Annotated in this window: 23 protein-coding genes and 2 tRNA genes; 6 read left to right on the top strand and 19 right to left on the bottom strand. The window is 59.0% G+C overall.

Annotation, left to right across the window (positions count from 1 at the left end; all coding sequences use genetic code 11):
- Positions 1-49 precede the first annotated feature (49 nt).
- Entirely contained in the window at positions 50-271 is a 222-nt protein-coding gene (locus F8N12_RS15420) for a hypothetical protein (protein WP_150581197.1), read from the top strand.
- Between the two features lie 114 nt (positions 272-385).
- On the top strand, positions 386-616 hold the full coding sequence (locus tag F8N12_RS15415; RefSeq protein ID WP_028620024.1) for a hypothetical protein: 231 nt from the start codon (positions 386-388) through the stop codon (positions 614-616).
- 333 nt (positions 617-949) lie between these two features.
- Here the strand turns inward: F8N12_RS15415 and F8N12_RS15410 are convergent.
- The 3 genes from F8N12_RS15410 to F8N12_RS15400 all read right to left on the bottom strand — a co-directional run bounded on the left by F8N12_RS15410 (position 950) and on the right by F8N12_RS15400 (position 2,911).
- Positions 950-1,036, bottom strand: a tRNA-Leu gene (locus F8N12_RS15410).
- A gap of 193 nt (positions 1,037-1,229) precedes the next feature.
- Positions 1,230-1,303: transfer RNA gene (locus F8N12_RS15405), tRNA-Cys, on the bottom strand.
- A gap of 405 nt (positions 1,304-1,708) precedes the next feature.
- Positions 1,709-2,911 (bottom strand): NAD(P)/FAD-dependent oxidoreductase, encoded by a 1,203-nt coding sequence (locus tag F8N12_RS15400; RefSeq protein ID WP_150581196.1) that lies wholly within the window; start codon positions 2,909-2,911, stop codon positions 1,709-1,711.
- A 263-nt stretch (positions 2,912-3,174) separates the two neighbouring features.
- On the opposite strand from F8N12_RS15400, the gene F8N12_RS15395 reads away from it, so the two are divergent.
- Positions 3,175-3,744, top strand: a complete 570-nt coding sequence (locus F8N12_RS15395) for an RrF2 family transcriptional regulator (protein WP_150581195.1) — start codon at positions 3,175-3,177, stop codon at positions 3,742-3,744.
- A gap of 3 nt (positions 3,745-3,747) precedes the next feature.
- Here the strand turns inward: F8N12_RS15395 and F8N12_RS15390 are convergent, their stop codons facing one another.
- From F8N12_RS15390 to F8N12_RS15380, 3 genes are all read right to left on the bottom strand, one after another.
- Complete coding sequence (locus tag F8N12_RS15390; RefSeq protein ID WP_150581194.1) at positions 3,748-4,083, bottom strand: hypothetical protein; 336 nt, start codon at positions 4,081-4,083, stop codon at positions 3,748-3,750.
- Positions 4,084-4,151: 68 nt separating this feature from the next.
- A complete protein-coding gene (locus F8N12_RS15385) occupies positions 4,152-4,370 on the bottom strand; it encodes a hypothetical protein (RefSeq protein WP_150581193.1) in 219 nt (72 codons plus the stop codon).
- 175 nt (positions 4,371-4,545) lie between these two features.
- Positions 4,546-4,746 carry an SPOR domain-containing protein gene (locus F8N12_RS15380; RefSeq protein WP_150581192.1) on the bottom strand — a complete coding sequence of 67 codons (201 nt, stop codon included), beginning with the start codon at positions 4,744-4,746 and terminating at the stop codon, positions 4,546-4,548.
- A 217-nt stretch (positions 4,747-4,963) separates the two neighbouring features.
- Between F8N12_RS15380 and F8N12_RS15375 the strand changes: the two genes are divergently transcribed.
- Positions 4,964-5,326 (top strand): NUDIX hydrolase, encoded by a 363-nt coding sequence (locus F8N12_RS15375; protein ID WP_150581191.1) that lies wholly within the window; start codon positions 4,964-4,966, stop codon positions 5,324-5,326.
- 7 nt (positions 5,327-5,333) lie between these two features.
- On the opposite strand, the gene F8N12_RS15370 is transcribed toward F8N12_RS15375, so the two are convergent.
- The 8 genes from F8N12_RS15370 to F8N12_RS15325 form a co-directional block, all read right to left on the bottom strand.
- The gene (locus tag F8N12_RS15370) at positions 5,334-6,107 is read right to left on the bottom strand and encodes a 1,6-dihydroxycyclohexa-2,4-diene-1-carboxylate dehydrogenase (RefSeq protein WP_150581190.1); all 774 of its coding nucleotides are present in this window, start codon (positions 6,105-6,107) and stop codon (positions 5,334-5,336) included.
- 12 nt (positions 6,108-6,119) lie between these two features.
- The gene (gene benC / locus F8N12_RS15365) at positions 6,120-7,133 is read right to left on the bottom strand and encodes a benzoate 1,2-dioxygenase electron transfer component BenC (RefSeq protein WP_150581189.1); all 1,014 of its coding nucleotides are present in this window, start codon (positions 7,131-7,133) and stop codon (positions 6,120-6,122) included.
- Between the two features lie 10 nt (positions 7,134-7,143).
- A complete protein-coding gene (gene benB, locus F8N12_RS15360) occupies positions 7,144-7,632 on the bottom strand; it encodes a benzoate 1,2-dioxygenase small subunit (protein ID WP_150581188.1) in 489 nt (162 codons plus the stop codon).
- Entirely contained in the window at positions 7,629-8,993 is a 1,365-nt protein-coding gene (benA, locus tag F8N12_RS15355; protein WP_150581187.1) for a benzoate 1,2-dioxygenase large subunit, read from the bottom strand. The genes benB and benA overlap by 4 nt, the downstream gene beginning before the upstream one ends.
- Before the next feature lie 900 nt (positions 8,994-9,893).
- Positions 9,894-10,850, bottom strand: coding sequence for an AraC family transcriptional regulator (locus F8N12_RS15345; protein ID WP_150581186.1), 957 nt, complete (start codon positions 10,848-10,850; stop codon positions 9,894-9,896).
- A gap of 143 nt (positions 10,851-10,993) precedes the next feature.
- Positions 10,994-11,923 carry a catechol 1,2-dioxygenase gene (gene catA / locus F8N12_RS15335; RefSeq protein ID WP_150581185.1) on the bottom strand — a complete coding sequence of 310 codons (930 nt, stop codon included), beginning with the start codon at positions 11,921-11,923 and terminating at the stop codon, positions 10,994-10,996.
- Positions 11,924-11,974: 51 nt separating this feature from the next.
- Positions 11,975-12,265: a muconolactone Delta-isomerase gene (gene catC / locus F8N12_RS15330; RefSeq protein ID WP_028620010.1), complete on the bottom strand. Its 291-nt coding sequence runs from the start codon at positions 12,263-12,265 to the stop codon at positions 11,975-11,977.
- A 10-nt stretch (positions 12,266-12,275) separates the two neighbouring features.
- Entirely contained in the window at positions 12,276-13,424 is a 1,149-nt protein-coding gene (locus F8N12_RS15325; RefSeq protein ID WP_191623170.1) for a muconate cycloisomerase family protein, read from the bottom strand.
- A gap of 123 nt (positions 13,425-13,547) precedes the next feature.
- Between F8N12_RS15325 and F8N12_RS15320 the strand changes: the two genes are divergently transcribed.
- Positions 13,548-14,432, top strand: a complete 885-nt coding sequence (locus F8N12_RS15320) for a LysR family transcriptional regulator (protein ID WP_150581184.1) — start codon at positions 13,548-13,550, stop codon at positions 14,430-14,432.
- Between the two features lie 587 nt (positions 14,433-15,019).
- On the opposite strand, the gene F8N12_RS15315 is transcribed toward F8N12_RS15320, so the two are convergent.
- The gene (locus F8N12_RS15315) at positions 15,020-15,919 is read right to left on the bottom strand and encodes a polysaccharide deacetylase family protein (protein WP_150581183.1); all 900 of its coding nucleotides are present in this window, start codon (positions 15,917-15,919) and stop codon (positions 15,020-15,022) included.
- A 310-nt stretch (positions 15,920-16,229) separates the two neighbouring features.
- Between F8N12_RS15315 and F8N12_RS15310 the strand changes: the two genes are divergently transcribed.
- Positions 16,230-16,631: a hypothetical protein gene (locus F8N12_RS15310; protein WP_150581182.1), complete on the top strand. Its 402-nt coding sequence runs from the start codon at positions 16,230-16,232 to the stop codon at positions 16,629-16,631.
- Positions 16,632-16,644: 13 nt separating this feature from the next.
- On the opposite strand, the gene ligD is transcribed toward F8N12_RS15310, so the two are convergent.
- From ligD to F8N12_RS15290, 4 genes are all read right to left on the bottom strand, one after another.
- On the bottom strand, positions 16,645-19,332 hold the full coding sequence (gene ligD, locus F8N12_RS15305) for a DNA ligase D (protein ID WP_150581181.1): 2,688 nt from the start codon (positions 19,330-19,332) through the stop codon (positions 16,645-16,647).
- Positions 19,329-20,321: a methyltransferase gene (locus F8N12_RS15300; RefSeq protein ID WP_150581180.1), complete on the bottom strand. Its 993-nt coding sequence runs from the start codon at positions 20,319-20,321 to the stop codon at positions 19,329-19,331. Before F8N12_RS15300 ends, ligD begins: the two co-directional genes overlap by 4 nt.
- 10 nt (positions 20,322-20,331) lie before the next feature.
- Positions 20,332-21,717, bottom strand: coding sequence for an iron-containing redox enzyme family protein (locus tag F8N12_RS15295; RefSeq protein WP_150581179.1), 1,386 nt, complete (start codon positions 21,715-21,717; stop codon positions 20,332-20,334).
- 153 nt (positions 21,718-21,870) lie between these two features.
- Positions 21,871-22,408: tellurite resistance TerB family protein (locus F8N12_RS15290; RefSeq protein WP_150581178.1), on the bottom strand; the 538-nt coding region annotated here is incomplete at its 5' end.

Here is a 22,408-nt window from a genome sequence, read left to right as displayed (position 1 = left end):
CGAATGACTTCTATAGTGGGAAGTGGACACACATCGCTTCGGTGAGGACATGGAAGACATTTTCGTTGTGCAGCGCTGTAACAAGATCATCATTCATGGGCGCCGCGCCGGAGAAGCCAGTCCCCCGCCACCCGAGGCAGAAGCCTGGTATCGGATTGCCGATACGCGCACCTTGGGCTATATCGGCGATGGATTCGATTCAGAAGAAGAAGCCCTACGCGCATGCCAACAGTTGAATGCGCGTTCGCAGGTATCCATCCTGCAAGGCTGACCCAACGGTCTATACTGACGGATAGCTCAAGGACTGGCGTCTCATCGGCATAAAGCTCGCTCCCGGCGGGCTTTTTGTTGCCATTACACGATTTCTTCAACGGAGGTGTTAACCATGTCCGAAAAAGAGTCCATCACCACCCTGCTCACTCTACTTGATACCCGTCAGGCGCGTCTGGCTGCGGCCTGCAAGGAAATCGCCGACTGGGTCGACCATCAAGGTGGCCACCCGACAGCGCTGAGAATCCGTGATCGTCTCAACGAAGTAGAAAGAGACGCTCCGCTGATTCGCAATACATTGTCATCGTTAAAACCGGTCGACCGGCCGCTGCCGCGATTTAGATGAGCATGGTTTTTTGTTTCGAAGCAGCAGCTCGACAACATCAGGACGCATAAACGGCGACCAGTGTGTCACCGGGTGCGTCCTTGCCTGAACGACCAACAGACCCAAGTCACCCAGCCGAGCGCTGGGATTTTTTTGACTTCAATTTCACATGGCATTCACAACCGAAGCAGTACAGTCCACCTACTCCTTCTGATGAACCCCCCCTTGGCCCGCCCGCATGCGGGCCATTTTTTTGGCCACTGTTTATCTTCGAGCCAGAAAAGCAAAAAATTCTAAAGCCAGAAACGAACAAGGGCTTGCATCAGCTTTCGCCAGCAAACCCTTGATTTAAAATGGTGCCCGAAGCCGGAATCGAACCGGCACGCCCTTACGAGCGGGGGATTTTAAGTCCCATGCGTCTACCAGTTTCGCCATTCGGGCGGTAGCGCGATCAAGCAGTTGAAGACTAACCCATGAAACCTGGCAGTCCTGCCGCTTATGTTGCAGAGGGGGAAATATATACGCCCACCCCCGGTGAAGCAAGTTCGCCGACGACCATTTCAAGACTAAATCTTGCAGGATCTCGGCAATAAAAAAGCTCCGTAAATCATAGATCTACGGAGCTCGTTTAAAGTGGAGGCCGAGGTCGGAATCGAACCGGCGTAGGTGGATTTGCAATCCACTGCATAACCATTTTGCTACTCGGCCTCAAGCATCTGGTGTCATGAAGCACAACACCGAACGCATACAAATCTGGATTTAGATTCAAGATCTAACTCCTTGAAAACATTGAGCTTTTTCAGCTGCCAGTGCTTTCGATGGCGTGAATTATGTACTGAAATCCGGAAGCTGGCAACCCCTTGATTTCAAAAAAAATTCCGTCCGGACAAATACTGCGCAAAAAAAAATCCCGGGCAGCTGATGGACGCCCGGGACTCAAAATGCATAAACCGTGGTGGTAAACGCGAGGTGAATGTTACTGACAATTGCACCATGTAACAAGATGTTTTAATTCACCATTCAGTTACTAACATCGCTAACCCACTCTATATCCACACATTTTTTAAGGGTGACCAGGCTCAAGGGGCTCTGCGTCTTGCTCGATCACCCAAGTCAGGCTACAGGAATCATAGGATCCGCCGCTGCCAATGCGGCTGCCCGGTCAGCGATCGGCGGATAGATCCACACCGTGTTGATCTGGGTTTTCAGGTTCTTGCCCTCCTGTTTCACTAACTTGACCTGACGATCCCAACCTTCGGTATACACAGCGCCCCAGCTGCCGAGATCCAGGCACGTAACATATTTGGGCTGGCTGTACGGCGTCGGGTCTACCCCGAGAATATGCGCAGCGACATTGTTACCTGCGTGACGTCCCAGCGATATAGCGTGCTGACAAGTCATCAAGGCGTAGTTGCCGATGTCGTCAGAGGCCGCGTAAGCGACGTCACCCGTCGCGTAGATATCGTCCTGGCCGATGACTTTCAGGTGGCTGTCCACGTGCAGCCGACCAAGATGATCACGCTCCCCCGGGATCTGCTCGGTCAATGAGCTGGCGCGGACGCCGGTGGTCCAGATCACGGTTTTGCTTTCGATGCGCTGACCATCGGAGAGCGTCACGCCGTCCGCATCGACGCTCACCACTGACGATTTGAGACGCCAGGTGACACCGGTTTCGATGCTTGCTTCTTCGATGGACCTGGCGATTTCTGCACCCATTGAGCCGCCAATCTTCTCGCCTCGATCAACGATGATCACTTCGAAAGCGGCCTCATCGCCCAGAATCGCTCGCAGCCGAGCTGGCATTTCGGTGGCCGTTTCAATACCGGTGAAACCGCCGCCCGCCACTACCACAGTGTTGCGAGCTCGACTCGACGGCAGGCTCGCCAGCGCTTTGAGATGGTTCTCCAGACGCATGGCTTCTTCAATCTGATCGACATCGAATGCGTGCTCGACCACCCCTGCAGTCGCCGGAATAGCGAGACGGCTGCCGGTGGCAAGAACGAGCTTGTCGTAGCTGCACTGCTGTGTGGCACCGGATCCATCGATGTAGCCAACGCTTTTGCGCGCCACGTCGATGGTTTCGGCTGCGCCTTTGATGAATGACACGCCGACCGCGTCGAACAACTCGCCGATCGGAGCGGCCAGTTGATGGGCGTTCGGCTCGTAGAAGCGCGGACGCACACGCAGCTCGGCCTGCGGGGCCAGGACAGTCACTTCAACATCGTCACGCCCATGGATATCGAACAGACGCGTTGCACTCAACGCCGCCCACATGCCGCCAAAACCTGAACCGATTACCAGAATGTGCTGTTTCATTTTCAACTCCGCGAGAGACCGATTGTTGGATTTGATAAAGGTCATGCTCATGCCGATGCCGACCGAGCAACTACGAATGTATTGATCCTAGTTTAAATTATCAATCGGTTTCTGCTGATGGTTGCTATCGCAAACTTCGATTACTCGAAACGGCTTCTACGACAACACTTACAGGGTAGACAGTGAGCAAGAAGACATCCGGACTCATTGCTCATCCAGCGACCAGCTGATAGCATTGACGACAAATTCAGTCGGAGATCACTATGTCTCTCTACAGCGCGGGTGTTGAGTACGGCATCCATTGCCTGCTTTTTCTGGTGGGTAATCGCGGCGAAACGCGAGAGGCAAGCGTGCGAGATCTCGCGGAATTACAAGGGGTGCCGGGGGATTATCTGGCGAAAATCTTCACCAAGCTGGCCAAAGCCAAACTGGTCGTGGCGACTGAGGGCGTGCGCGGCGGATTCAAGTTGGCGCGTGCTTCGGACGAGATCAGCGTGCTGGATATCGTCAATGCGATCGACGGGCAGAAGCTGATTTTCGATTGTCGCGAAATCCGTGGCCGTTGCGCGCTGTTCGAAGGCGACGCACCGGCTTGGGCGGTCACCGGGCCATGTTCTATCCACGCGGTCATGATGACCGCGCAGAAGCGTATGGAAGAGGCTCTCGCTCAGCAGACCATTCTGGATCTGGCGAGAAAAGTTGCACGCAAAGCACCTGCGCCATTCAATGATCAAGTGGACAGCTGGATCAGCGAACGCCGAGACAGGAAGATCATCGGCAATGGACCGGCCAGCGATGACACCCGTCTCACACTGACCGAGGTCAGCGACTGACGCTTACAGGCAATCACGCACGGCCTGGCGTAACGCGCCAGACTTGGCCCACGGCGGGCCTTGGTACAGTGAAACGTGACTGCCATTCTTCGATTTCACAATGTCGAGAATCTCATCCGCCGTGATGATGCTCGGGGCAGTGATTCGATAGCCGTTGGAAATGCCCGTCTGAGCTGACTTCGAGACATGCGATTGCCAGATGGGCAATACGCAGGCGGCGTATTCCTTGGGCGGCTTTTCACTGTACTTGCTGACATTCGGTTCACCCGGTACCAGCGACGCAGGCAACGAACAGCCCGCCAATGACGCCATTACCACTCCCCCCAACAACATCCGCATGACGCTTCCTTAATCATAAAACGGGGAATGTAGCGTGTCATCGCGCAGACATCCATTCATTGAACGGTTTATTGCGGGGCATTCTGATCGCCGGCATCGGGGTAGGACCTGGCGTTCATGTAGGTAGTCCATCTTTCGTAGGCATCATGCTGCCACCTGGACACACGATCCCACTCCGGGCCGCTCATCTGATGAGCGCAAATCAGCTTCATCATTTCCGTGGTGGCCGCGTCGAGGTCGACGATCAGTTCATGCGCGTGGAAACGGAAATCATCGGTGGTCGTCATTTTGAAGAAGCCTCAAGGCCTGGCGAGAATTCACCACTTCAATACGACATCCGATCCGGACGATCACACTCAACGTCCCGACAGGAGGCACTACCGCCCGTGCCGAGAACAACCTGGAATGATTAATTGAGCCGCCTTCAATGAAAAAACCCCGGTGATGCGGGTTTTTTGCGTTTCAGTTCTCGGCTTTCTGACTCGCAGGCGTCTTGGCGCGGGTTCGGTAGCGCGGCAGCGATGCCGCGAAGGCCAGTGCTTCCTCCCTGCTGGCAAAAGATCCGAGCCGGTCGCCCTGGGTGCAGACACGCCAAGGGCCATTGTTAACGCTGAGTACGTCGTAACCGTTCATGTGCATCTTATTCAGCATCGGAACGCTCATAAATCACCTCCATTTCGGTACCGGTATCCACCACTGACACGCCTACCTTACACCCAGGCCCGGGACATCGGCCGACCAGACGTCGTGACGGCTTGGAAATCCGATAGCACGATCGCCACCCTCCACTACTCAAACCGGATAGACCTCGACATTCAAACTCGCGTCCGTATATTGCATTTGCATGACACTTTTGTGACATCTAGCGGTCAGTCAATACATGAAAATACGCGCAACCGTTATCTGTGAACAGGATCGACATATCCTTCTGGTGCGCAAGCCAGGAAGTCGCTGGGCCTTGCCTGGTGGAAAGGTCGAGCGAGGTGAAACCACTGCGGGCGCTGCGATGCGCGAGCTGCAGGAGGAAACCGGTCTCGGAGTTGATGGCCTGCTGTACCTGATGGAATTGCAGTCGGGACGCACGCAGCATCATGTTTACGAAGCGTCGGTACTCAATTGCGATGAGGCGCGGCCGCAGAACGAAATTTTCGATTGCATCTGGTACCCGCTGGATGCCGTGCAAAACCTCGACACCAGCGACGCCACGCGCAGAATCGTGCGGGCGTTTCAGCGTCGCCTGTAGTTGTCCGTCAGCCCTGATCTCCCCCGCCCACTGGCATGACCATCCCCGTAATGTATGAAGCCTCGTCGCTGGCCAGGAACAGGATGGCCGCCGCCTGCTCGTCCAGGGTTCCGTAGCGCTTCATCAGACTGCTGTCGAGTGTCTGATCGACGATCTGCTGGTACCAGCCTTTCTCCTGAGCAGTCTGTTCGGCGCTGTTGCGCGGAATCTGTCGTGGCGGCGCTTCTGTACCGCCGGGCGCAGTCGCGTTCACCCTCACTCCGCGCCCCGCCGTCTCGAAGGCCAGGCACGCCGTCAGCGCATTCACCCCGCCTTTGGCCGCGCCATACGGCACGCGGTTGATGCTGCGCGTGGCAATCGATGACACGTTGACGATGGCGCCGCTGCCTTGCTCCAGCATGAACGGCAGGGCCGCATGGCAGCACCACAGCGTCGGGAATAAAGAGCGGCGCACTTCAGCTTCGATCTGCGCCGCCTGGTAATGCTCGAACGGCTGCGCCCAGATCGTCCCGCCGACGTTGTTGATCAACACGTCAAGACGGTCGAAGCGCTCCACGGCGGCGTGCATGACTCGGCTGCATTCTTCGTATTGTTCGAGATCGGCCGTCAACGCCAGCACCTGGCACACGCCCGCCAGCTGCTTTTGCACCTCGAACACCAGCTCGGAACGATCGACCAGAATCAGTCGCGCGCCTTCCTCAGCCAAGCGCTCGGCGACGCGCCGGCCAATACCCTGTGCAGCGCCGGTGATCAGCGCGACTTTGTCTGTGAACCTGTTCATGGACACTCCCGTTCACGCCGCACTGGCGGCAAATTTTTCATAATAGAAATTCGCCGGCGCGATGCCCTGTTCGCGAATGAACTGACTGACAGCCTCGACCATCGGCGGCGGGCCGCACAGGTAAACGTCGACGTCGCCATCGTTCAGGTGCTGCGGTTGGATGTGCTGCGTCACGTAACCTTTGAGCGGGTGCCGACTGTCGGGGCTGGCAACGCAAGCGCTGAAGCTGAAATTGGCAATGCGCGCCGCGAAAGCTTCCAGGCGATCCATTTCCACCAGATCGACATCGTGAGTCACGCCGTAGATCAGGTGTAGCGGATATTCGCTGCCCTGCTCGGCGATTTTCTCCAGTATCGCAGTGAAAGGCGCCAACCCGGTGCCACCTGCCAACAGCAGTAAAGGACGCCGGATCTCGCGCAGATAAAAACTGCCGAGCGGCCCGGCCAGACTCATGCTGTCGCCCGTCTTCGCCATGCCGGTGAGAAAGCTGCTCATCAAGCCACCCGGCACATTGCGGATCAGAAAACTGACCTCGCCATCACGCTGCAAAGAGCTGAACGAATAAGCGCGGGTGTGCTCGCTGCCGGGAATACCGAGGTTGACGTATTGCCCTGGCAGAAATGCGAGGGTGCTCAGCGATTCGTCTTTGATCGACAGCGCGATGGTACTGTCGGACAACTGCCGCACAGCGCTGATCGTCGCCTCGTAACTGGCCTGGCGGGTGCGGCAAACTTGCGATGAAGCAGGCACGCGGATCACGCAATCGCTCTGGGCGCGCATCTGGCAAGTCAGGACGAAGCCCTGCTGCGCCTCTTGCGGGCTGAGGGCGTCTTCGATGTAGTCATCGCCCAAATCATAGCGCCCGGCTTCGGCGAAACATTTGCAGGTGCCGCAGGCGCCGTCGCGGCAATCCAGCGGGATATTGATGCCCTGGCGGTAAGCGGCATCGGCCACGGTTTCGCCGCTATCAGCGTCGATGAAACGGGTGACGCCGTCTTCGAAATTGAACGCAATGGAATGAGTCATGACGGCCGCCTCAGAGGTGGTAGACATCAATGACCTGTCGAACGTAGTCGTTCTTCAGGATCACTTTCTTGGCCTTGATCAGGAGGCTTTCACCGCGCAGGTCGAGGGTGTAGAAACTGCTGCCGAAATAGCTGTCGACGGTCTTGTAGCGAAAGCTCAGGGTGTGCCAGTTGAAGCGCACCTTGCAGAAACCGTCGGCCTGTTCCAGCAGCTCGATATTGCTGATGTTGTGCGAGGTGCGCGTGTCCGGAATGCTCGCGCTGGAGCGCTCGGTCTTGATGCGGAAGACGCGGTCTTCGAGGCCGGTGCGATTGCCGTACCAGATCAGCGATATTTCCCGCTGCGGGTCTTCAGTCAGCTCGTCATTGTCGTCCCAGGCCGGCATCCAGAACGTCGCGTCCGGTGCGTACAGCTCCAGCCAGTCGTCCCATTGTTTGTCGTCGAGTAGGCGCGCTTCGCGATAGAGGAAGTCGCGCACGGCATCATGGGAAATGCTCATTGCACGGCCTCCACTGCGATCATTTCGGACTGCTGGGCGGCGAGCGCCTTGAGCATGGTTTGCTGCCAGTACTTGTGTTGCAGCACGAACAGGCCTTCGTCCTCGGTACGCACGCCGCTGAGCAACGGGCGCAGGTCGATTTCCCTGGCGGCGTCGTCGGCGCCTTCGATCCAGTGCTCGGCGCCCCGGGACATGTCGTTCCACGTGGTGACGCTGCCTTCGTAGCTGGTCTGGCAAGAGCGAAACTCTTCAAGGTCGTCCGGCGTAGCCATACCGCTGACGTTGAAAAAATCTTCGTACTGACGAATCCGGCTCGAGCGCGCCTGATCGCTTTCGCCTTTTGGGGCGATGCAGTAGATGGTGATTTCCGTGCGGTTGACGGAGATCGGCCGGGCGATGCGAATCTGTGAACTGAACTGATCCATCAAGTACACGTTCGGGTACAGGCACAGGTTGCGCGAGTTCTCGATCATCCAGTCAGCACGAGCCTTGCCGAAGTCTTGCGCCAGCTCGTCACGGCGTTCGTACAGCGGGCGATCCTCGGGGTTGGACCAGCGTGTCCAGAGGAGCATGTGGCCCTTGTCGAACGAGTAGAAACCACCACCCTGTTTGGCCCAGGTGCCGGCGCTCATGGTCGGGTTGCTATCGCCGGCTTCGCGCTGTTTGCGTTGATTCTGCGTGGCAGCGTAGTTCCAGTGCACGGAGCTGACGTGGTAACCATCGGCACCGTTTTCGGCGGTGAGTTTCCAGTTGCCTTCGTAAATGTAGCTGGACGAACCGCGCAGTACTTCGAGGCCATCGGCAGACTGGTCGACAATCATGTCGATGATTTTTGCCGACTCGCCGAGATGATCGACCAGCGGCTCGACTTCGGCCTTCAGGCTACCGAACAGAAAGCCGCGATAGGACTCGAACCGGGCGACTTTGGTCAGGTCGTGGGAGCCGTCGCAATTGAAACTGGCCGGGTAACCCGCTTGCGCCGGGTCTTTGACCTTGAGCAGTTTGCCGGAGTTGTTGAAAGTCCAGCCATGGAACGGACAGGTGTAGGAACTCTTGTTGCCGGATTTGTGCCGGCACAGCGTCGCGCCGCGATGGCTGCAGGCGTTAAGGAATGCGTTGAGCTCACCGTCCTTGTTGCGCGCGATGAAAATCGACTGGCGTCCCATGGTGGTGGTGTAGAAATCGTTTTTGTTGGGGATCTGGCTTTCGTGGGCGAGGTACAGCCAGTTGCCTTCGAAGATGTGTTGCATCTCGAGATCGAACAGGCGCGGATCGGTGAACATCTCGCGCTTGCAGCGGTAGATGCCGGTGTCTTTGTCATCTTCGAGCAGGGAATGAAGATATTCGGGTCGCAGGGTCATGGCCGCCGCCTCCATTGTTATTGTTCAGGCAGGGCCATGCTAGGACGGGGGATGTGGACGGACTATCCGCTGGGTGCAGACCTTTGTCCGTTTTGTGCAACTAAGGAAGCTACGATCGGTTTGTGGTAAAGGCACCTGTGGCCGAAGCACACCTGTAGCAATGGCATTACCCGTGGCCAAAGCATTCCTCTGTGGCGAGGGGGCTTGCCCCCGTTGGGGCGCGAAGCGGCCCCGATCTCACCCGGCACAGATGTGTTTGGGCCTGACAAAATTCAGGGCGGCTTCGCCACCCAACGGGGGCAAGCCCCCTCGCCACAAAGGTGAAAAATCCCCTCTCTACAGGGAGGTCACAAATGCCTTCTCACAGGAAAGTGACAAATGCCCTCTCCCAGCTGATGCGTCGGCCACTGAGATCATGGCGACGCTTGAGGGTGTCCAACGGCTGCTCGCGTGGCCAAAGCATTCCTCTGTGGCGAGGGGGCTTGCCCCCGTTGGGGCGCGAAGCGGCCCCCAGATCTCACCCGGCACAAAGATGTTTGGGCCTGACAAAATTCAGGGCGGCTTCGCCACCCAACGGGGGCAAGCCCCCTCGCCACAAAGGTGAAAATCCCCTCTCCACAGGGAGGTGACAAATGCCCTCTCCACAGGGAGGTGACAGATGCCCTCGCCACAGGTGATGCGTCGGTCACTGAGATCAATGCCGACTCTTGAGGGTGTCCAACGGCTGCTCGCGTGGCCAAAGCATTGCTCTGTGGTGAGGGGGCTTGCCCCCGTTGGGGCGCGAAGCGGCCCCCGATCTCACCCGGCACAGATGTGTTTGGGCCTGACAAAATTCAGGGCGGCTTCGCCACCCAACGGGGGCAAGCCCCCTCGCCACAGGTGATGCGTCGGCCACTGAGATCAATGCCGACTCTTGAGGGTGTCCGAGGGCAACTCGCCGAACTGCTTGCGGTAATGCTCGGAAAACCGTCCCAAATGCAGAAACCCGTAATCCATGGCGATTTCCGTAACGCTGCGCACGTTGCAGGTCGGGTCGCTGAGGCAGGCATTGATCCGTTCGAGGCGTTTTTCGCGGATGTAGTTTTTCGGCGTGGTGCCGGCATGGCGCTCGAACAACCCGTACAGCGAACGCAGGCTCATTCGGGCCTGGCGCGCCAGGTCTTCGCTGACGATGTCATGCTTGAGGTGTTGCGCGATGTAGTCGGCCAATACGTCGAACGTCGCCGTATGCGAGCCAAGGCAGATGCGGCTGACGTTGGTCTTCATCAAGCTGAGCATCTTGCTGACGATGATTTGCGCGTAGTGCTCCTGCACCCTGGGCAGCTGTTCCGTGGCTTCGGCTTCCTGACAAATCATCGCCAGCAGACCGACAAAACCTTCCAGCTCATCAAGCTGATAGCGGTTTTCCAGAAAACGCACGCCCTGGCCGGGATAGCGCCAGCGCTGGTCGTCGCAGACCGACTTGAACAGATGGGTGGGAATTTTCAGGATAAATTTTTCGCAATCATCCGAATACGTCAGGTCCACTGTGTCGTCCGGATTGATCAGCAGTAATTCACCGGGAGCGAAGTAATGTTCCTGACCGTGACCGCGCCACAGACAGTGCCCGCGCAGCAGCACCTGCAGGTGATAAACGCTTTCCAGCGCCCCCGATGTCACGCGCACGCTGGCCCCATAACTGATACGGCACAGGTCAAGGCTGGCGAACTTGCGGTGATCGAGGCTGGCCAATGGTCGCCCCGCTCGGGGCATCAGGATGCAGTGATTGCCGACGTGCTGATTGACGTAGCCCGACACCGCGTAGGGGTCGGCATGGTCGAATACTCTGCTGCGCTGACTCAGTAATTGCGCTTGCATCGTCGGGTTACTCTCATTGATGTATGGGGTTTCACTGGCAAACACTGTGGGAGCGAGCCTGCTCGCGAAAGCGCACTGTCAGTCAACATGGATGTTGTTGCTGAAGGCCTCTTCGCGAGCAGGCTCGCTCCCACCGTGCGCCGTCAATCCTCGAGCGCGCGAACCCGCTCGATGCGCTGTTGCTCTTCGGGTTGCGCGGAGCTCTGCAGGGTGAAGTCGAAATCGATTTCGGCAAAGCGCCCGCTCACACCGTAGGCTGTTGCACGCTGCTGATCTTCGCTGAAGGTGATTTTAGCAATCAGCTCATCGCGCGTGGCGTAGGCGAAATCGTCGTGCAGGTACTGGTCGCCGTCCAGGTTGATCTGGGTGGTCAGGTGGCGATGATCCGGCGCGGAAATGAAGAAGTGAATGTGCGCCGGGCGCTGACCATGCCGGCCCAGTTGATCGAGCAGTTGCTGGGTCGGACCGTCCGGTGGGCAACCGTAGCCCGACGGCACGATGCTGCGAAAACGGTAGCGTCCCTCGGCATCGGTGACGATGCGCCGACGCAGGTTGAACTCCGATTGCGTGGCATCGAAATACGAATAGGTGCCGCCGGTGTTCGCGTGCCACACGTCGACGATCGCCCCGGCGAGTGGCTCACCGGCGGTGTTTTTCACCTGGCCCTGCATGAATAGCACCACGCCCGGATCGGCGCCGTCATCCAGGCGCGCTTCGAAATCAGACAATGGCGCACCGGCGACATACAACGGCCCTTCGATGGTCCGCGGCGTCCCGCCAGCGATGCCGTTCTGTTGGTCCTCAGCATCCATCAACAGGTCGAGGTAATGCTCCAGACCGAGCCCGGCGACGACCAGCCCGGCCTCCTGCCGTGCACCCAGCACGTTCAGGTAATTGACGGCTTTCCAGAACTCTTCCGGGGTCACGGCGAGGTCTTCGATGATATTCACCGAGTCGCGCAGGATGCGATAGATCAGCGCCTTGGTGCGTGGGTCACCGGCATCGTTGGTCAGCCCGCTGGCCTCTTCGAGAAACTTCTGGGCGCTGGCAGTGTGGGAAATCTTGACGTTCATGGTGGTTCCTCATCTTGTAATTATTAGCGTAGCGAACTGAACAGACGCGGTTCAGCGGTCATCCTCGCGGATTGAAGAAGGATGCCGGCACATCGCGGTGACTTCGATCGCCATGTACGGGTAAAGCGGCAACTGCATCAGCAGGTCGTGCAGTTCCTGAACGCTGTCGACATCAAACACGCTGTAATTGGCATATAGCCCGGCGATGCGCCACAGATGACGCCACTTGCCTTGATCCTGCAAGCGCTGAGCCAGGGCTTTTTCTTCAGCCTTCAGACTGGCGGCTGCTTCGGGATTCATGTCGACCGGCAGATTCACGGTCATTTTTACGTGGAACAGCATGATGCACTCCTCAGACTTGATGAACGACAGTGGATGATTTGTCGCGACGGAAAAACGCCAGGCGCTCTTCATCCAGTTTCAGGCCCAGACCCGGTGTTTGCGGTACATGCAGCTCGAAATCGCGGTAGACCAGTGGTTCGCTGAGAACATCCTCAGTCAGCAGCAACGGCCCGAACAGCTCGGTGTCCCAAGCCAGTTTGTTCAGGGTGATAAAGGCGTGCGCAGAAGCCATGGTGCCGAGGCCGCCTTCAAGCATGGTGCCGCCATACAGGCCGATGCCGGCGGCTTCGGCAATCGCCGCGGTACGCAGCACGGCACGCGGGCCGCCGTTCTTGGCGATCTTCAAAGCGAACACCGACGCTGCGCCTTCGCGCGCCAGATTGAACGCGTCTTCCACACACTCGATAGATTCGTCGGCCATGATCGGCGCCGGGCTCATCACGTTCAGGCGCGCCATGCCGGCGCGGTTATTGCGTGAGATCGGCTGTTCGATCAGGTCGATGCCGTTGCTGCCGAGGATCCGGCACGCGCGTATGGCGACTGCCTCATCCCAGGCCTGATTGACGTCGACCCGTACACTGGCGCGATCGCCCAGAGCTTTTTTGATGGCGATGACGTGAGCCAGGTCGCGATTGACTTCACCGGCACCGATTTTCAGCTTGAAGATGCGATGGCGACGCAGGTCGAGCATCTGCTCCGCTTCGGCGATGTCTTTGGCCGTGTCGCCGCTGGCGAGGGTCCAGGCTACTGGCAGCGCATCGCGCAAACGGCCACCCAGGAGTTCGCTGACCGGCAGGCCAAGGCGTTTGCCCTGCGCGTCGAGTAACGCGGTTTCGATGCCGGATTTGGCGAACGTATTGCCACGGATGCTGCGTTCCAGGCGCAACATGGCAGCATTGATGTTGCTCGCGTCCTGGCCCAGCAGCAACGGCGCGAAATGTCGATCGATGTTGGTCTTGATGCTTTCCGGGCTTTCATTGCCGTAGGCAAGGCCACCGATGGTGGTGGATTCACCGAGGCCTTCGATGCCGTCTGCGCAGCGCACACGAATAATCACCAGCGTCTGGTTCTGCATGGTGTGCATCGCCAGCTTGTGCGGGCGGATGGTCGGCAGATCGACAATGATTGTCTCGATCGATTCAATGGCTGTTGCGCGCATGGCGATACCCGTCAGGTTCTTAAAGTTCTTGAACCGATTCTCGTACGGCTTTTTCCGGGGAGCCAATATAGAATTAGTCTGGCTTGATACCTTTAAGGTATGCAAACTCATTGCGGAGGTCCCATGGAACTGCGTCACCTGCGTTATTTTCAGGTGCTGGCTCAAACCCTAAACTTCACCCGCGCCGCCGAGCTGCTGCACATCGCTCAACCGCCGTTGAGCCGGCAGATTCAGCAGCTTGAGGATGAACTGGGCGTGCTGCTGCTGGAGCGCGGGCGGCCGTTGAAGCTGACCGAAGCCGGACGGTTTTTCCACGAGCATTGCACCGCGCTGCTCGAGCAACTGGGCAAGGTGTGTGACAACACGCGGCGTATCGGCCTCGGCGAAAAAACCTGGCTGGGCATCGGTTTTGCGCCCTCTACCTTATATGGCGTGTTGCCGGAACTGATCCGGCGGCTGCGCCGTGGCGAGCCGCTGGAACTTGAACTGGGGCTGTCGGAAATGACCACGTTGCAGCAGGTGCAAGCGCTGAAGGCCGGGCGCATCGATATTGGCTTCGGTCGAATCCGCATCGACGATCCGGCAATCGTTCAGACAGTGTTGACCGAAGACCGCCTCGTCGCCGCCCTGCCCGCCGGCCACCCGTTGCTCGCCGGGCCGATCAGCCTGCGTGAATTGGCTAAAGAGCCCTTCGTGCTCTACCCCGGCAATCCGCGCCCGAGTTATGCCGACCATGTGATGGCTTTATTCGAGTCCTACGGTGTGAGCATTAACGTGGCGCAATGGACCAACGAGCTGCAAACGGCCATTGGCCTGGTGGGGGCCGGGATCGGCGTAACGCTGGTGCCGGCCTCGGTGCAACTGCTGCATCGCGACGACATCGGTTTTACGCCTTTGCTGGAAGACAACGCGACCTCGCCAATCATCCTCAGCCGACGCGTGGGTGATGTTTCGCCGGGGTTGAACCATTGTTTGCGGATGATTGATGAGCTATCGCCGACGGATTGAAGCCGCTCGGTTCACACAAACACCCCCGTTGACGCCAACCCCTGTAGCAGCTGCCGAAGGCTGCGTCGGCGGCCTACCAGATGGCCGGTGATCATCAATTTAAACCGGCTACGCCGGACGCAGGCTGCGCCAGCTGCTACAGGGTCTGCGGTGCACCGAAACCTGTAGCAGCTGCCGAAGGCTGCGTCGGCGGTCTACCAGATGACCGGTGATCATCAATTTTAACCGGCTACGCCGGACGCAGGCTGCGCCAGCTGCTACAGGGTCTGGGCTGCACCGAAACCTGTAGCAGCTGCCGAAGGCTGCGTCGGCGGCCTACCAGATGGCCGGTGATCATCAATTTAAACCGGCTACGCCGGACGCAGGCTGCGCCAGCTGCTACAGGGTCTGCGGTGTACCACAACCTGTAGCAGCTGCCGAAGGCTGCGTGGGCGGTAAAACAGATGGCCGGTGATCATCAATTTAAACCGGCTTCGCCGGACGCAGGCTGCGCCAGCTGCTACAGGGTCTGCGGTGTACCACAACCTGTAGCAGCTGCCGAAGGGCGCGTCGACCGCCACTCGATCGCGCTATTTATGAAAAACGCCTCAACGCTCATCACTGCCCCAGATCCAGTTCCACATTCCCGGCAATTCCACCGGCTCTGAACTGTCGCGAACCGTCCGCGCCATGGCGGCTCGCTGCAGTTCGGCGGGATCGTCGTAAAACGCTTCAGGCGCAAGATTCACTCCGGTGGCGCGAGCACTGTCGATCAGTATCTGCAGATACTCGCGCAGGTGGCGGGCGGTGTAACGGTTGAGATCGTGGAAGGTCACGACCACCGGAGTGGCTCCGTCCACCGCAGGTAACTCACCCCGCGCCACCCTCTCGCGCACTATCGACAATTGGCTCAACAGGTTGGCCCGCCGCCGGGGACTGGCGTTGAAACCCCAGATTTTGCCGTCATTGGCGCTCAGGTCGGTCAGCAGCACATGGAAACCTTGGCGTTGATAAGCGGCGAACGTGCGTTTGTCATAGTTCCAGAAAGGTGGACGAATCAGGCGCGGTGGCGATCCGGTGATTGATGCGATGTCAGTGCTGCCAATGCCGAGCGTTTGTTCCAGTTCAGTCGGGTCCAGCAATCGATGGTTGCTGTGGCCGGACGTTGCGGTATGCAAACCCAGGATGTGTTCCTCGGCGTGTTCGCGACGCATGAGCTGTCGCCCCAGCTCACTCCCGCCCGCGCGCGACGCACGAGTCTGGACGAAAAACACCGCTTTTATATCGGACTGCAGCGCATTGCGGGCCAGGCTATCGAGTACGGTTGCGGTCGGATTCCACCAGTCGGACGCACTCGGGCCGTCGTCAAACGTCAGCAGAAAGCGAATCGGCGCTTGCCCGCGCAGGCGCTGCTCGGTCTGTGGCGTCAAGGCGATGGGCGCAGCAATGCATCCAATCAGGCTGATTGCCAGGGCAAATAAGGAAATAACCTTGAGCAACTGATTCATATGTACCGTGCGCTCAGACTTCGTGCGGGTTGGACAGGGTACACAGGTTTTGTTCCGGAGTTGTGCGGATCCAACGATGGTCTGGCTGGTCAGCAGCCTGTGTTGCAGCTGCCGGAGGCGGCGGTCCGCTGGGCGACTGTATTAGCCAGGAATTCGCTTGTTATACGACTGCTGCGTAGCCGGACGCAGTCTTCGGCAGCTGCTACAGAGTTGCCCCCAGAGCAGCCACAGAGCGGGTGCTTTGGCGATGGGTGTTTGGGGGCGTTTTCGGGATGGGCAAACCCGGGTGGAGCACTCTATGATTGGCGGCATGACAACCGCGCTCTCGATCCGCCAACCCTGCCCGCCCGGCGCTTGCAACTGCGAGCGTGAACCGCTGCTGGAAACACCGGATGCCGATATCCGCATACTGCTGCTGACGCGCAATGAGGAAAAGCGGCTGCTCGAGCGCCTGGAAAATCTACAGAGCCTCAGTGATCTCGAACGTCTGCAACAGCGCATGTTTGAACAGCTGGGGATCCGGGTGTCGATCGCGCCCGGGACCAATGAAGTGCGCACCATGCGTGGCATCGCCATTTCCATCGACAATTTGCCGGGGCTGTGTCGCAAGACCCGCCAGGCGATTCCGGCGGCCATCCGCCGCGGCCTCGAAAAGCGCCCGGAAATCGCCTACGAATTGCTTAACGCCAACGACTTGCTGCGTGACGCCTGAGCGCCTGTTCGCGCTATTTTTTCATCCCTACCCGGCGGCGCATCTCAGCGGTGATTGTCTGCCTGGCTTTCTTCCAGTCCGCCCACGGCTCATTGCCAACCTCGACCAAACGCTCATGCGCGTTGTGCACGTTCCACTGATTGCCGCCCTTGAGCTCCGCCACTTCCTCACGGAAGATTGGCATGGACACAGGCAGGCCTTCACGCGTCCGTGCGGCATAGGCACTGATGGTGGTAGCGCCCAGGCCGTTGCGCAGGTAATCGATGAAGATCCGCCCAACCCGGTTCTTCGGCCCGGACACTGCGGAAAAACGGTCCGGCAGCAGCTTTGCCATGTGGCTGACAATCGCGTGACTGAATTCCTTGACCTCATCCCAGCCGGCCTTGCGGGTCAGCGGTACCATCAAGTGAATGCCTTTGCCGCCGCTGGTCTTGAGAAATGCCGTGAGTCCCAGTTCGTCCAGCACCGTCAGCGTCAGTTGCGTCGCCTCGACCATGCTTTTCCAAGGCAGGGCCGGGTCCGGGTCCAGGTCGAGGACGAAGCGGTCCGGTTTGTCGAGATTCACCGAAGTGGCGTTCCAGGTGTGCAGTTCGACCGTGCTCATCTGCACTGCACCGATCAGCGCTTCAGGATTATTGATCAGCATGACCGGCTGACCGGTCAGGGCTTTGTCCAGCGTACTGATCCCCGGGATCGCCAGGCGCTCGGCGTTCTTCTGGAAAAACAGTTCGCCGGCAATCCCGTCCGGGGCGCGCACCAGAGCCACCGGGCGATCCTTGAGCTCGGGCAGGATCCACTCGGCGACACTGGCGTAATACTCGGCCAGCTGCAACTTGGTGGTGCCGCTGCTGGCGTCGATCACCCGGTCGGGGTGGGTAATGCGCACTTTGCCACCGCCGAGCCCGAGCTGGGAGGGCGCGGTGTCGGCTTTGGTGGATTTCTTGACGGGAGCGGCAGCGGGTTTGTCTGCGCTGGTTTTCTTCGCCGTGGCAGGTTTTTCCGCAGCGGTCTTTTTTGCTGCTGCGGCTGGTTTTTCAGCAGTTTTTTTCGCCGCAGCAGCGGGCTTTTTCGCAGATTCGGCTTTCACGGCTTTCGGACGCTCCTCAGTGATGTCTTCGGCAGGCTTGTCGTTGCGCAAGCCATGGAACACGGCATGCCGCACCGAGCCCTCCTTGGTCATTTCCGCAAAAGCCACCTCCGCCAGCAGCGTTGGTTTGAGCCAGTGCACGCCTTTAGCGTCGAAGCCGGTCGGCGGGTTGACCACCGCCGGTTTCTTCGTCTGCAGCGGTTTCAGCTGTTCATAAATTCGCTTGAGGGTTGACTCATTAAAACCGGTGCCGACCTTGCCGGCATAGCGCAGCTCGCCGCTGTCGCGGTCATGCAAGCCCAGCAGCAACGCACCGAAAGCATTACGCGAGCCCTTGGGGTCGGTAAACCCGACAACGACGAATTCCTGCCGGTGCTTACACTTCAGCTTGATCCAGTCATTGCTGCGCCGCGACACGTAAGGCGAGCCCAGCCGCTTGCCGATAAGACCCTCCATTTGCATCTGACAGGCACTATTGAGCAGCGCTTCGGGCTCTTCGCCAAAGGAATCGGAAAAACGCAGCAGCGGGTCTTCGTTCGGTTTGAGTACCGTGGCCAGTGCCGCGCGCCGCTCTTCTACCGGGACTTCGCGCAGGTCCACGCCGTTGAGGTACGGCATGTCGAACAGGTAGTAAATGATGTTGCCACTACGACCCGAATCGAAGGCATTTTGCAGTGCCTGAAAGTCCGGCACGCCTTGCTCGTTGGCCACCACCATTTCGCCGTCAAGCCACGCTGATTCAAGCCCCAACGCCGTCAACGCCTCAGCTTGCTTCGGCAGTTTGTGGGTCCAGTCATGGCCATTGCGCGTGAACAGTTTGACTTCCCCATGATCCAGCCGCGCCATGATGCGGTAGCCGTCGAACTTGATCTCGTAGCTCCAATCGCCACCCGGAGCTTTTTCGACCAGGGTCGCCAATTCAGGTTTCAAGGTGTCCGGCAACCTGGCTTTGTGTGCGCCGGTCAACGGCGTCGACTCTTCCTTGGGCGCTGCTTTCGCCGGTTTTTTCACCGCCTTGGGTTTGGCTGCGGCTGTTTTCGATTTTTTCGGCACGATGGTGCGGTCGCTGAGCACGCTGTCCGGCGCGGCGACGACCACGTCGTAGTCGCTTTCAGGTTTGGCGGCGCTGTCCTGATGCTTGATCAGAAACCACTGTTCCTGCTTGCCGGGCATATGCGTGCGCACCAGGTTCCATAATCCACCGAGCTTCTCACCCTGCAGCTCGAACTTGAGCTTGCCTTTGGCATACGCTGTGGCGGGGTCCTCTTGAGGGATCCACACGCCCCGGTCCCAGACGATCACGTCACCGGCGCCATAATGGCCTTCGGGGATGCTGCCTTCGAAGGTGGCATAGTCGAGCGGATGGTCTTCAACATGCACGGCCAGGCGTTTGACGTGAGGGTCCAGCGAGGGACCTTTAGGCACTGCCCAGCTTTTCAGCGCGCCGTCGAGCTCCAGGCGAAAGTCGTAGTGCAGGCGCGAGGCGTCATGCTTCTGGATGCAGAACTGCAACGCATGGTCTTTCGCAGCTTTGCGTTTCGAAGGCTTGGCGGCCGGTTCCGAGGTCGCCGAGAAATCGCGCATGCGGTTGTAATCATCCAGATTTTTGCTCATGGCGCACCTGCCGATTCAACGCTGCCCCCGATGCCGGGGCCGATACGGGTGACGATCAAGGCGACCACTGCGATCCTTTCCACCCGTTGATAGCCAGGAGTCAACAGCTCCTCGCCGAAAACATCGGGGTCGAGCTCACGGTAGGTCCAGGCGAACAGCGATGATTCGAGGCGCGGGATCAGCGCCTCGAGAAATGGATCGCGACCGTCGATCATCGCCACACCGGTGTACAGCACCAGTGAACCGCCCGGAGCCAGGCGATTCAGGGCTTGCTCGACGATGCGCAGCGACAGCTGCTCGCCAAATTCACCCCCGCCATGACGGTAAGCGCGCTCGGCGGGATCGGCCATATACGGCGGGTTGGCGACGATCAAGTCGAATTGACCGTCGACGTCCTGGAGCACATCACTGGTCTCGATCGTGATGTTGGCCAGCTCGGCCAACGCAGCGTTGACGGCCGTCATGCGTAACGCTGCCGGATTGATGTCGACCGCCAGCACCTCGGCTTCGCGACGGGCGCGGGCAATCACAATCGCCCCGACGCCGGCGCCACAGCCGATGTCGACGGCGCGCCGCACGGGCGCGAAACACTGCTGCAGATGGGCGTGAATCAGTTGCGCGAAGCGGTAGGAATCCGGACCGAAAAACACCGCGTCGGCGGCCTCGGTGGGGAATCCGGAATGGACGAACAGCACGTCATCCAGGCTCGACCAGCGCACCAGGCTTTTCAGCCGCCCGTTGCTCTCCTGGAGCACATCCGCCTGCCGCAACTGGCGCTGCTCATCCATCGATAACAGCCCCGGTTCAAATGGCCGCGACCAACCGAACACCTCGCGCAGCGTGCGCGCGGGCTGCCCGAAAGCGCGATCGTTGACGCGCTGGTGAGTGAGCGGGGTCGGAGTGATAAAACGGTACCCATCAGCCTGCAAACGGCGGCCCAATTGCAATAACGCGAGATCGGCGCCGCCGAGTCGTTCTTCCTGATTCATGCAGTGCTCCCTAGCGCAGGCTGGATTTGAGTTCGATGAATCGTCGCGTGGCCATCAGCCCGGCAGGATGAGAGTGGCGGCGCGCCGACAGCCAGGGGATCAATGCTTGCATCTGCTCGTGCCTGGACAGGCCTTCGAGCGCCGATTGCAGGCTTTGAATATCCGGATCGTTGACAGGCAACTCAGGCTCGGCGCCTGCACAGGTGCCACGCCGAAATGGGGAAGGTGAGCGTTCAGGTTTCCAGTCACCGGCAATCCAGTCCTGCAAGAGTTGCTTTTCATATGGGCTGAACACGCCGAACATGGCCGCGCCGTCACCATCGATCAGCTGCCAGAAGCGGCTTTGCTGCGGGTCCTGATGCCGCTTGATCCAGCCCTTGTTTTCCATGGCCGTGAGAAACGCAGGCAACTGTTCCGCAGAAGACAACCATTCGTTAACGGTCTTGCCCTCGAAGCGGCAATAGTCAGAATGCATGTGCTGACCAAACGGACGCTTGCGCTCGAGCATGTTCAGCACTTCGCCATAGAGGTCGAACGACTCGATGATCGCGCGGCTGCCCTGCCCCAGGTCATTCAGCCGATAGCCCAGCGCAACCCTGCGCATGAACTCTTCGCGGTCGCCTTCTATCGGCAGCAGTTCAAGCACCGACTGCACGGCTTTTTGCGCGTGGCCGGTACTGGCGTTGTCGATGGTCACATGGAGCGTGAAGTAATACGGGTCGATGCCCAGCTCGCTAAGTTCGTAGGAACTGATCAGCAGGTGCAGCGGAAGTTGCTCGTAGCCGAGGTTGTAGCCGATGACTTCTGGCAGAAAACTGTCGGTGCATTCACCCAGAGCCAGTTGAATGGCCCCTTGCAGGTAGTGCTCGTCGGCAATCACGCCATTGTCCTGCAGGCCGTGTTCGGCGAGCAACTTGCGATAAATGACTACATGGTTCTGCGCCGGGTTGCCATCGCCCAGCTCTTCCAGGTAGGTACAGATCAGGCCTTCGAAACGCGGGTCGCGCCAATGTTGCAACAGGCCATACAGCCACGCGCCATCCACCAGTTTGGTCGGGCCGACGGCTTGCAGGAAAAACAATGCGTGGGACTTGTTGCTGAAAAACTGCCGGGGCCCGCCCGCTTTGCGTTGTTGCAGATAGTCGGCATATTGGCGGGCGACGTCGGCGCTGTGCTGCTCGACGAAGGACTGCAAGGCCGACAAGTCCCGGGGCATTTCCTCGGGCAGCTGCGCGGCTTCGAGTATTTGGGCTTCCAGAAAGCTGTGGGCCAAAGCGCAGCGGTGCTCGGCATCATCGCTCTGCAGCAACTGTGCGTAGATTTGCTTGGTCGTACCGGCGCCAGGAATCGGGTATTCGTGGGCGGGCCGGGATTCAAGTCGGGTCAGGGCAGTCATGGACATATCTCTTGGTCTGAGGCCAGTGGCAGGACGCTGGATCAGCTCGTCTCTACATCAGCAGAGCGATGGTTCCGAAGAAAAATTCCATTCTTGTTGAAAATGCCCTGACAGACGGCTTGCAGGGCGGTATCGGATCAGTGCGCGTTTACCTTAGGCTAGCTGGCCTTTGGCTTGCTGCTCCAACTGCACCTGCAACTGCGGATCGATCTTCAGTGCGGCGGCGAGCTCATCCAGATAGCTACGTTCCGCGTCCTGCTGGTCGTCCACCAACATGACGCTGGCCAGGTACATTTCGGCGGCCACGGCCGGATTTGTCGCAGCTTGCGCCACGTCCGCAACGTCGAGCGGCCGGGCCACCTCGGCGTCCAGCCAGTGCTGTAATTGGGGATCGTCCGTGTGCCGACGGATTTCGCCGCTTATCATCTGCTGTTCGGCTTCATCAATATGTCCATCGGCTTTGGCCGCTGCGATCAATGCACGCAGGATGGCGTGGCTGTGCTCCTCGACTTCAGGGCCCGACAACAGATCCACGGTGCGTGGCGTCTCCTGCGGTGCTGTTGCCTGATTGCGTTGCCAGGCTTGATAAGCCTTGAAGGCCATCATCCCCAGCGAGGCCAGCGCCGCGTAGTTGGCCCCGCCCGAACGGCTGCGGCCGGTTGACGAGCCGCCACCCAGCAAACCACCGAGC

The organism is Pseudomonas fluorescens, assembly GCF_902497625.1.
Taxonomy (GTDB): Bacteria; Pseudomonadota; Gammaproteobacteria; order Pseudomonadales; family Pseudomonadaceae; genus Aquipseudomonas; species Aquipseudomonas fluorescens_BQ.
This window is presented reverse-complemented; position numbering and strand designations above follow the sequence as displayed.

What these genes read in the sequence shown, in the direction of transcription:
- F8N12_RS15345 (WP_150581186.1), bottom strand. Translation starts at nt 10,850, where the DNA reads ATGCAAGCGCAATTACTGAGTCAGCGCAGCAGAGTATTCGACCATGCC.
- F8N12_RS15380 (WP_150581192.1), bottom strand. Translation starts at nt 4,746, where the DNA reads ATGAGCGTTCCGATGCTGAATAAGATGCACATGAACGGTTACGACGTA.
- ligD (WP_150581181.1), bottom strand. Translation starts at nt 19,332, where the DNA reads ATGAGCAAAAATCTGGATGATTACAACCGCATGCGCGATTTCTCGGCG.
- benC (WP_150581189.1), bottom strand. Translation starts at nt 7,133, where the DNA reads ATGACTCATTCCATTGCGTTCAATTTCGAAGACGGCGTCACCCGTTTC.
- catC (WP_028620010.1), bottom strand. Translation starts at nt 12,265, where the DNA reads ATGCTGTTCCACGTAAAAATGACCGTGAATCTGCCGGTCGACATGAAT.
- F8N12_RS15420 (WP_150581197.1), top strand. Translation starts at nt 50, where the DNA reads ATGGAAGACATTTTCGTTGTGCAGCGCTGTAACAAGATCATCATTCAT.
- catA (WP_150581185.1), bottom strand. Translation starts at nt 11,923, where the DNA reads ATGAACGTCAAGATTTCCCACACTGCCAGCGCCCAGAAGTTTCTCGAA.
- benA (WP_150581187.1), bottom strand. Translation starts at nt 8,993, where the DNA reads ATGACCCTGCGACCCGAATATCTTCATTCCCTGCTCGAAGATGACAAA.
- F8N12_RS15295 (WP_150581179.1), bottom strand. Translation starts at nt 21,717, where the DNA reads ATGACTGCCCTGACCCGACTTGAATCCCGGCCCGCCCACGAATACCCG.
- F8N12_RS15325 (WP_191623170.1), bottom strand. Translation starts at nt 13,424, where the DNA reads ATGCGCGCAACAGCCATTGAATCGATCGAGACAATCATTGTCGATCTG.
- F8N12_RS15415 (WP_028620024.1), top strand. Translation starts at nt 386, where the DNA reads ATGTCCGAAAAAGAGTCCATCACCACCCTGCTCACTCTACTTGATACC.
- F8N12_RS15320 (WP_150581184.1), top strand. Translation starts at nt 13,548, where the DNA reads ATGGAACTGCGTCACCTGCGTTATTTTCAGGTGCTGGCTCAAACCCTA.
- F8N12_RS15390 (WP_150581194.1), bottom strand. Translation starts at nt 4,083, where the DNA reads ATGCGGATGTTGTTGGGGGGAGTGGTAATGGCGTCATTGGCGGGCTGT.
- benB (WP_150581188.1), bottom strand. Translation starts at nt 7,632, where the DNA reads ATGAGCATTTCCCATGATGCCGTGCGCGACTTCCTCTATCGCGAAGCG.
- F8N12_RS15300 (WP_150581180.1), bottom strand. Translation starts at nt 20,321, where the DNA reads ATGAATCAGGAAGAACGACTCGGCGGCGCCGATCTCGCGTTATTGCAA.
- F8N12_RS15375 (WP_150581191.1), top strand. Translation starts at nt 4,964, where the DNA reads ATGAAAATACGCGCAACCGTTATCTGTGAACAGGATCGACATATCCTT.
- F8N12_RS15385 (WP_150581193.1), bottom strand. Translation starts at nt 4,370, where the DNA reads ATGACGACCACCGATGATTTCCGTTTCCACGCGCATGAACTGATCGTC.
- F8N12_RS15395 (WP_150581195.1), top strand. Translation starts at nt 3,175, where the DNA reads ATGTCTCTCTACAGCGCGGGTGTTGAGTACGGCATCCATTGCCTGCTT.
- F8N12_RS15315 (WP_150581183.1), bottom strand. Translation starts at nt 15,919, where the DNA reads ATGAATCAGTTGCTCAAGGTTATTTCCTTATTTGCCCTGGCAATCAGC.
- F8N12_RS15310 (WP_150581182.1), top strand. Translation starts at nt 16,230, where the DNA reads ATGACAACCGCGCTCTCGATCCGCCAACCCTGCCCGCCCGGCGCTTGC.
- F8N12_RS15370 (WP_150581190.1), bottom strand. Translation starts at nt 6,107, where the DNA reads ATGAACAGGTTCACAGACAAAGTCGCGCTGATCACCGGCGCTGCACAG.
- F8N12_RS15400 (WP_150581196.1), bottom strand. Translation starts at nt 2,911, where the DNA reads ATGAAACAGCACATTCTGGTAATCGGTTCAGGTTTTGGCGGCATGTGG.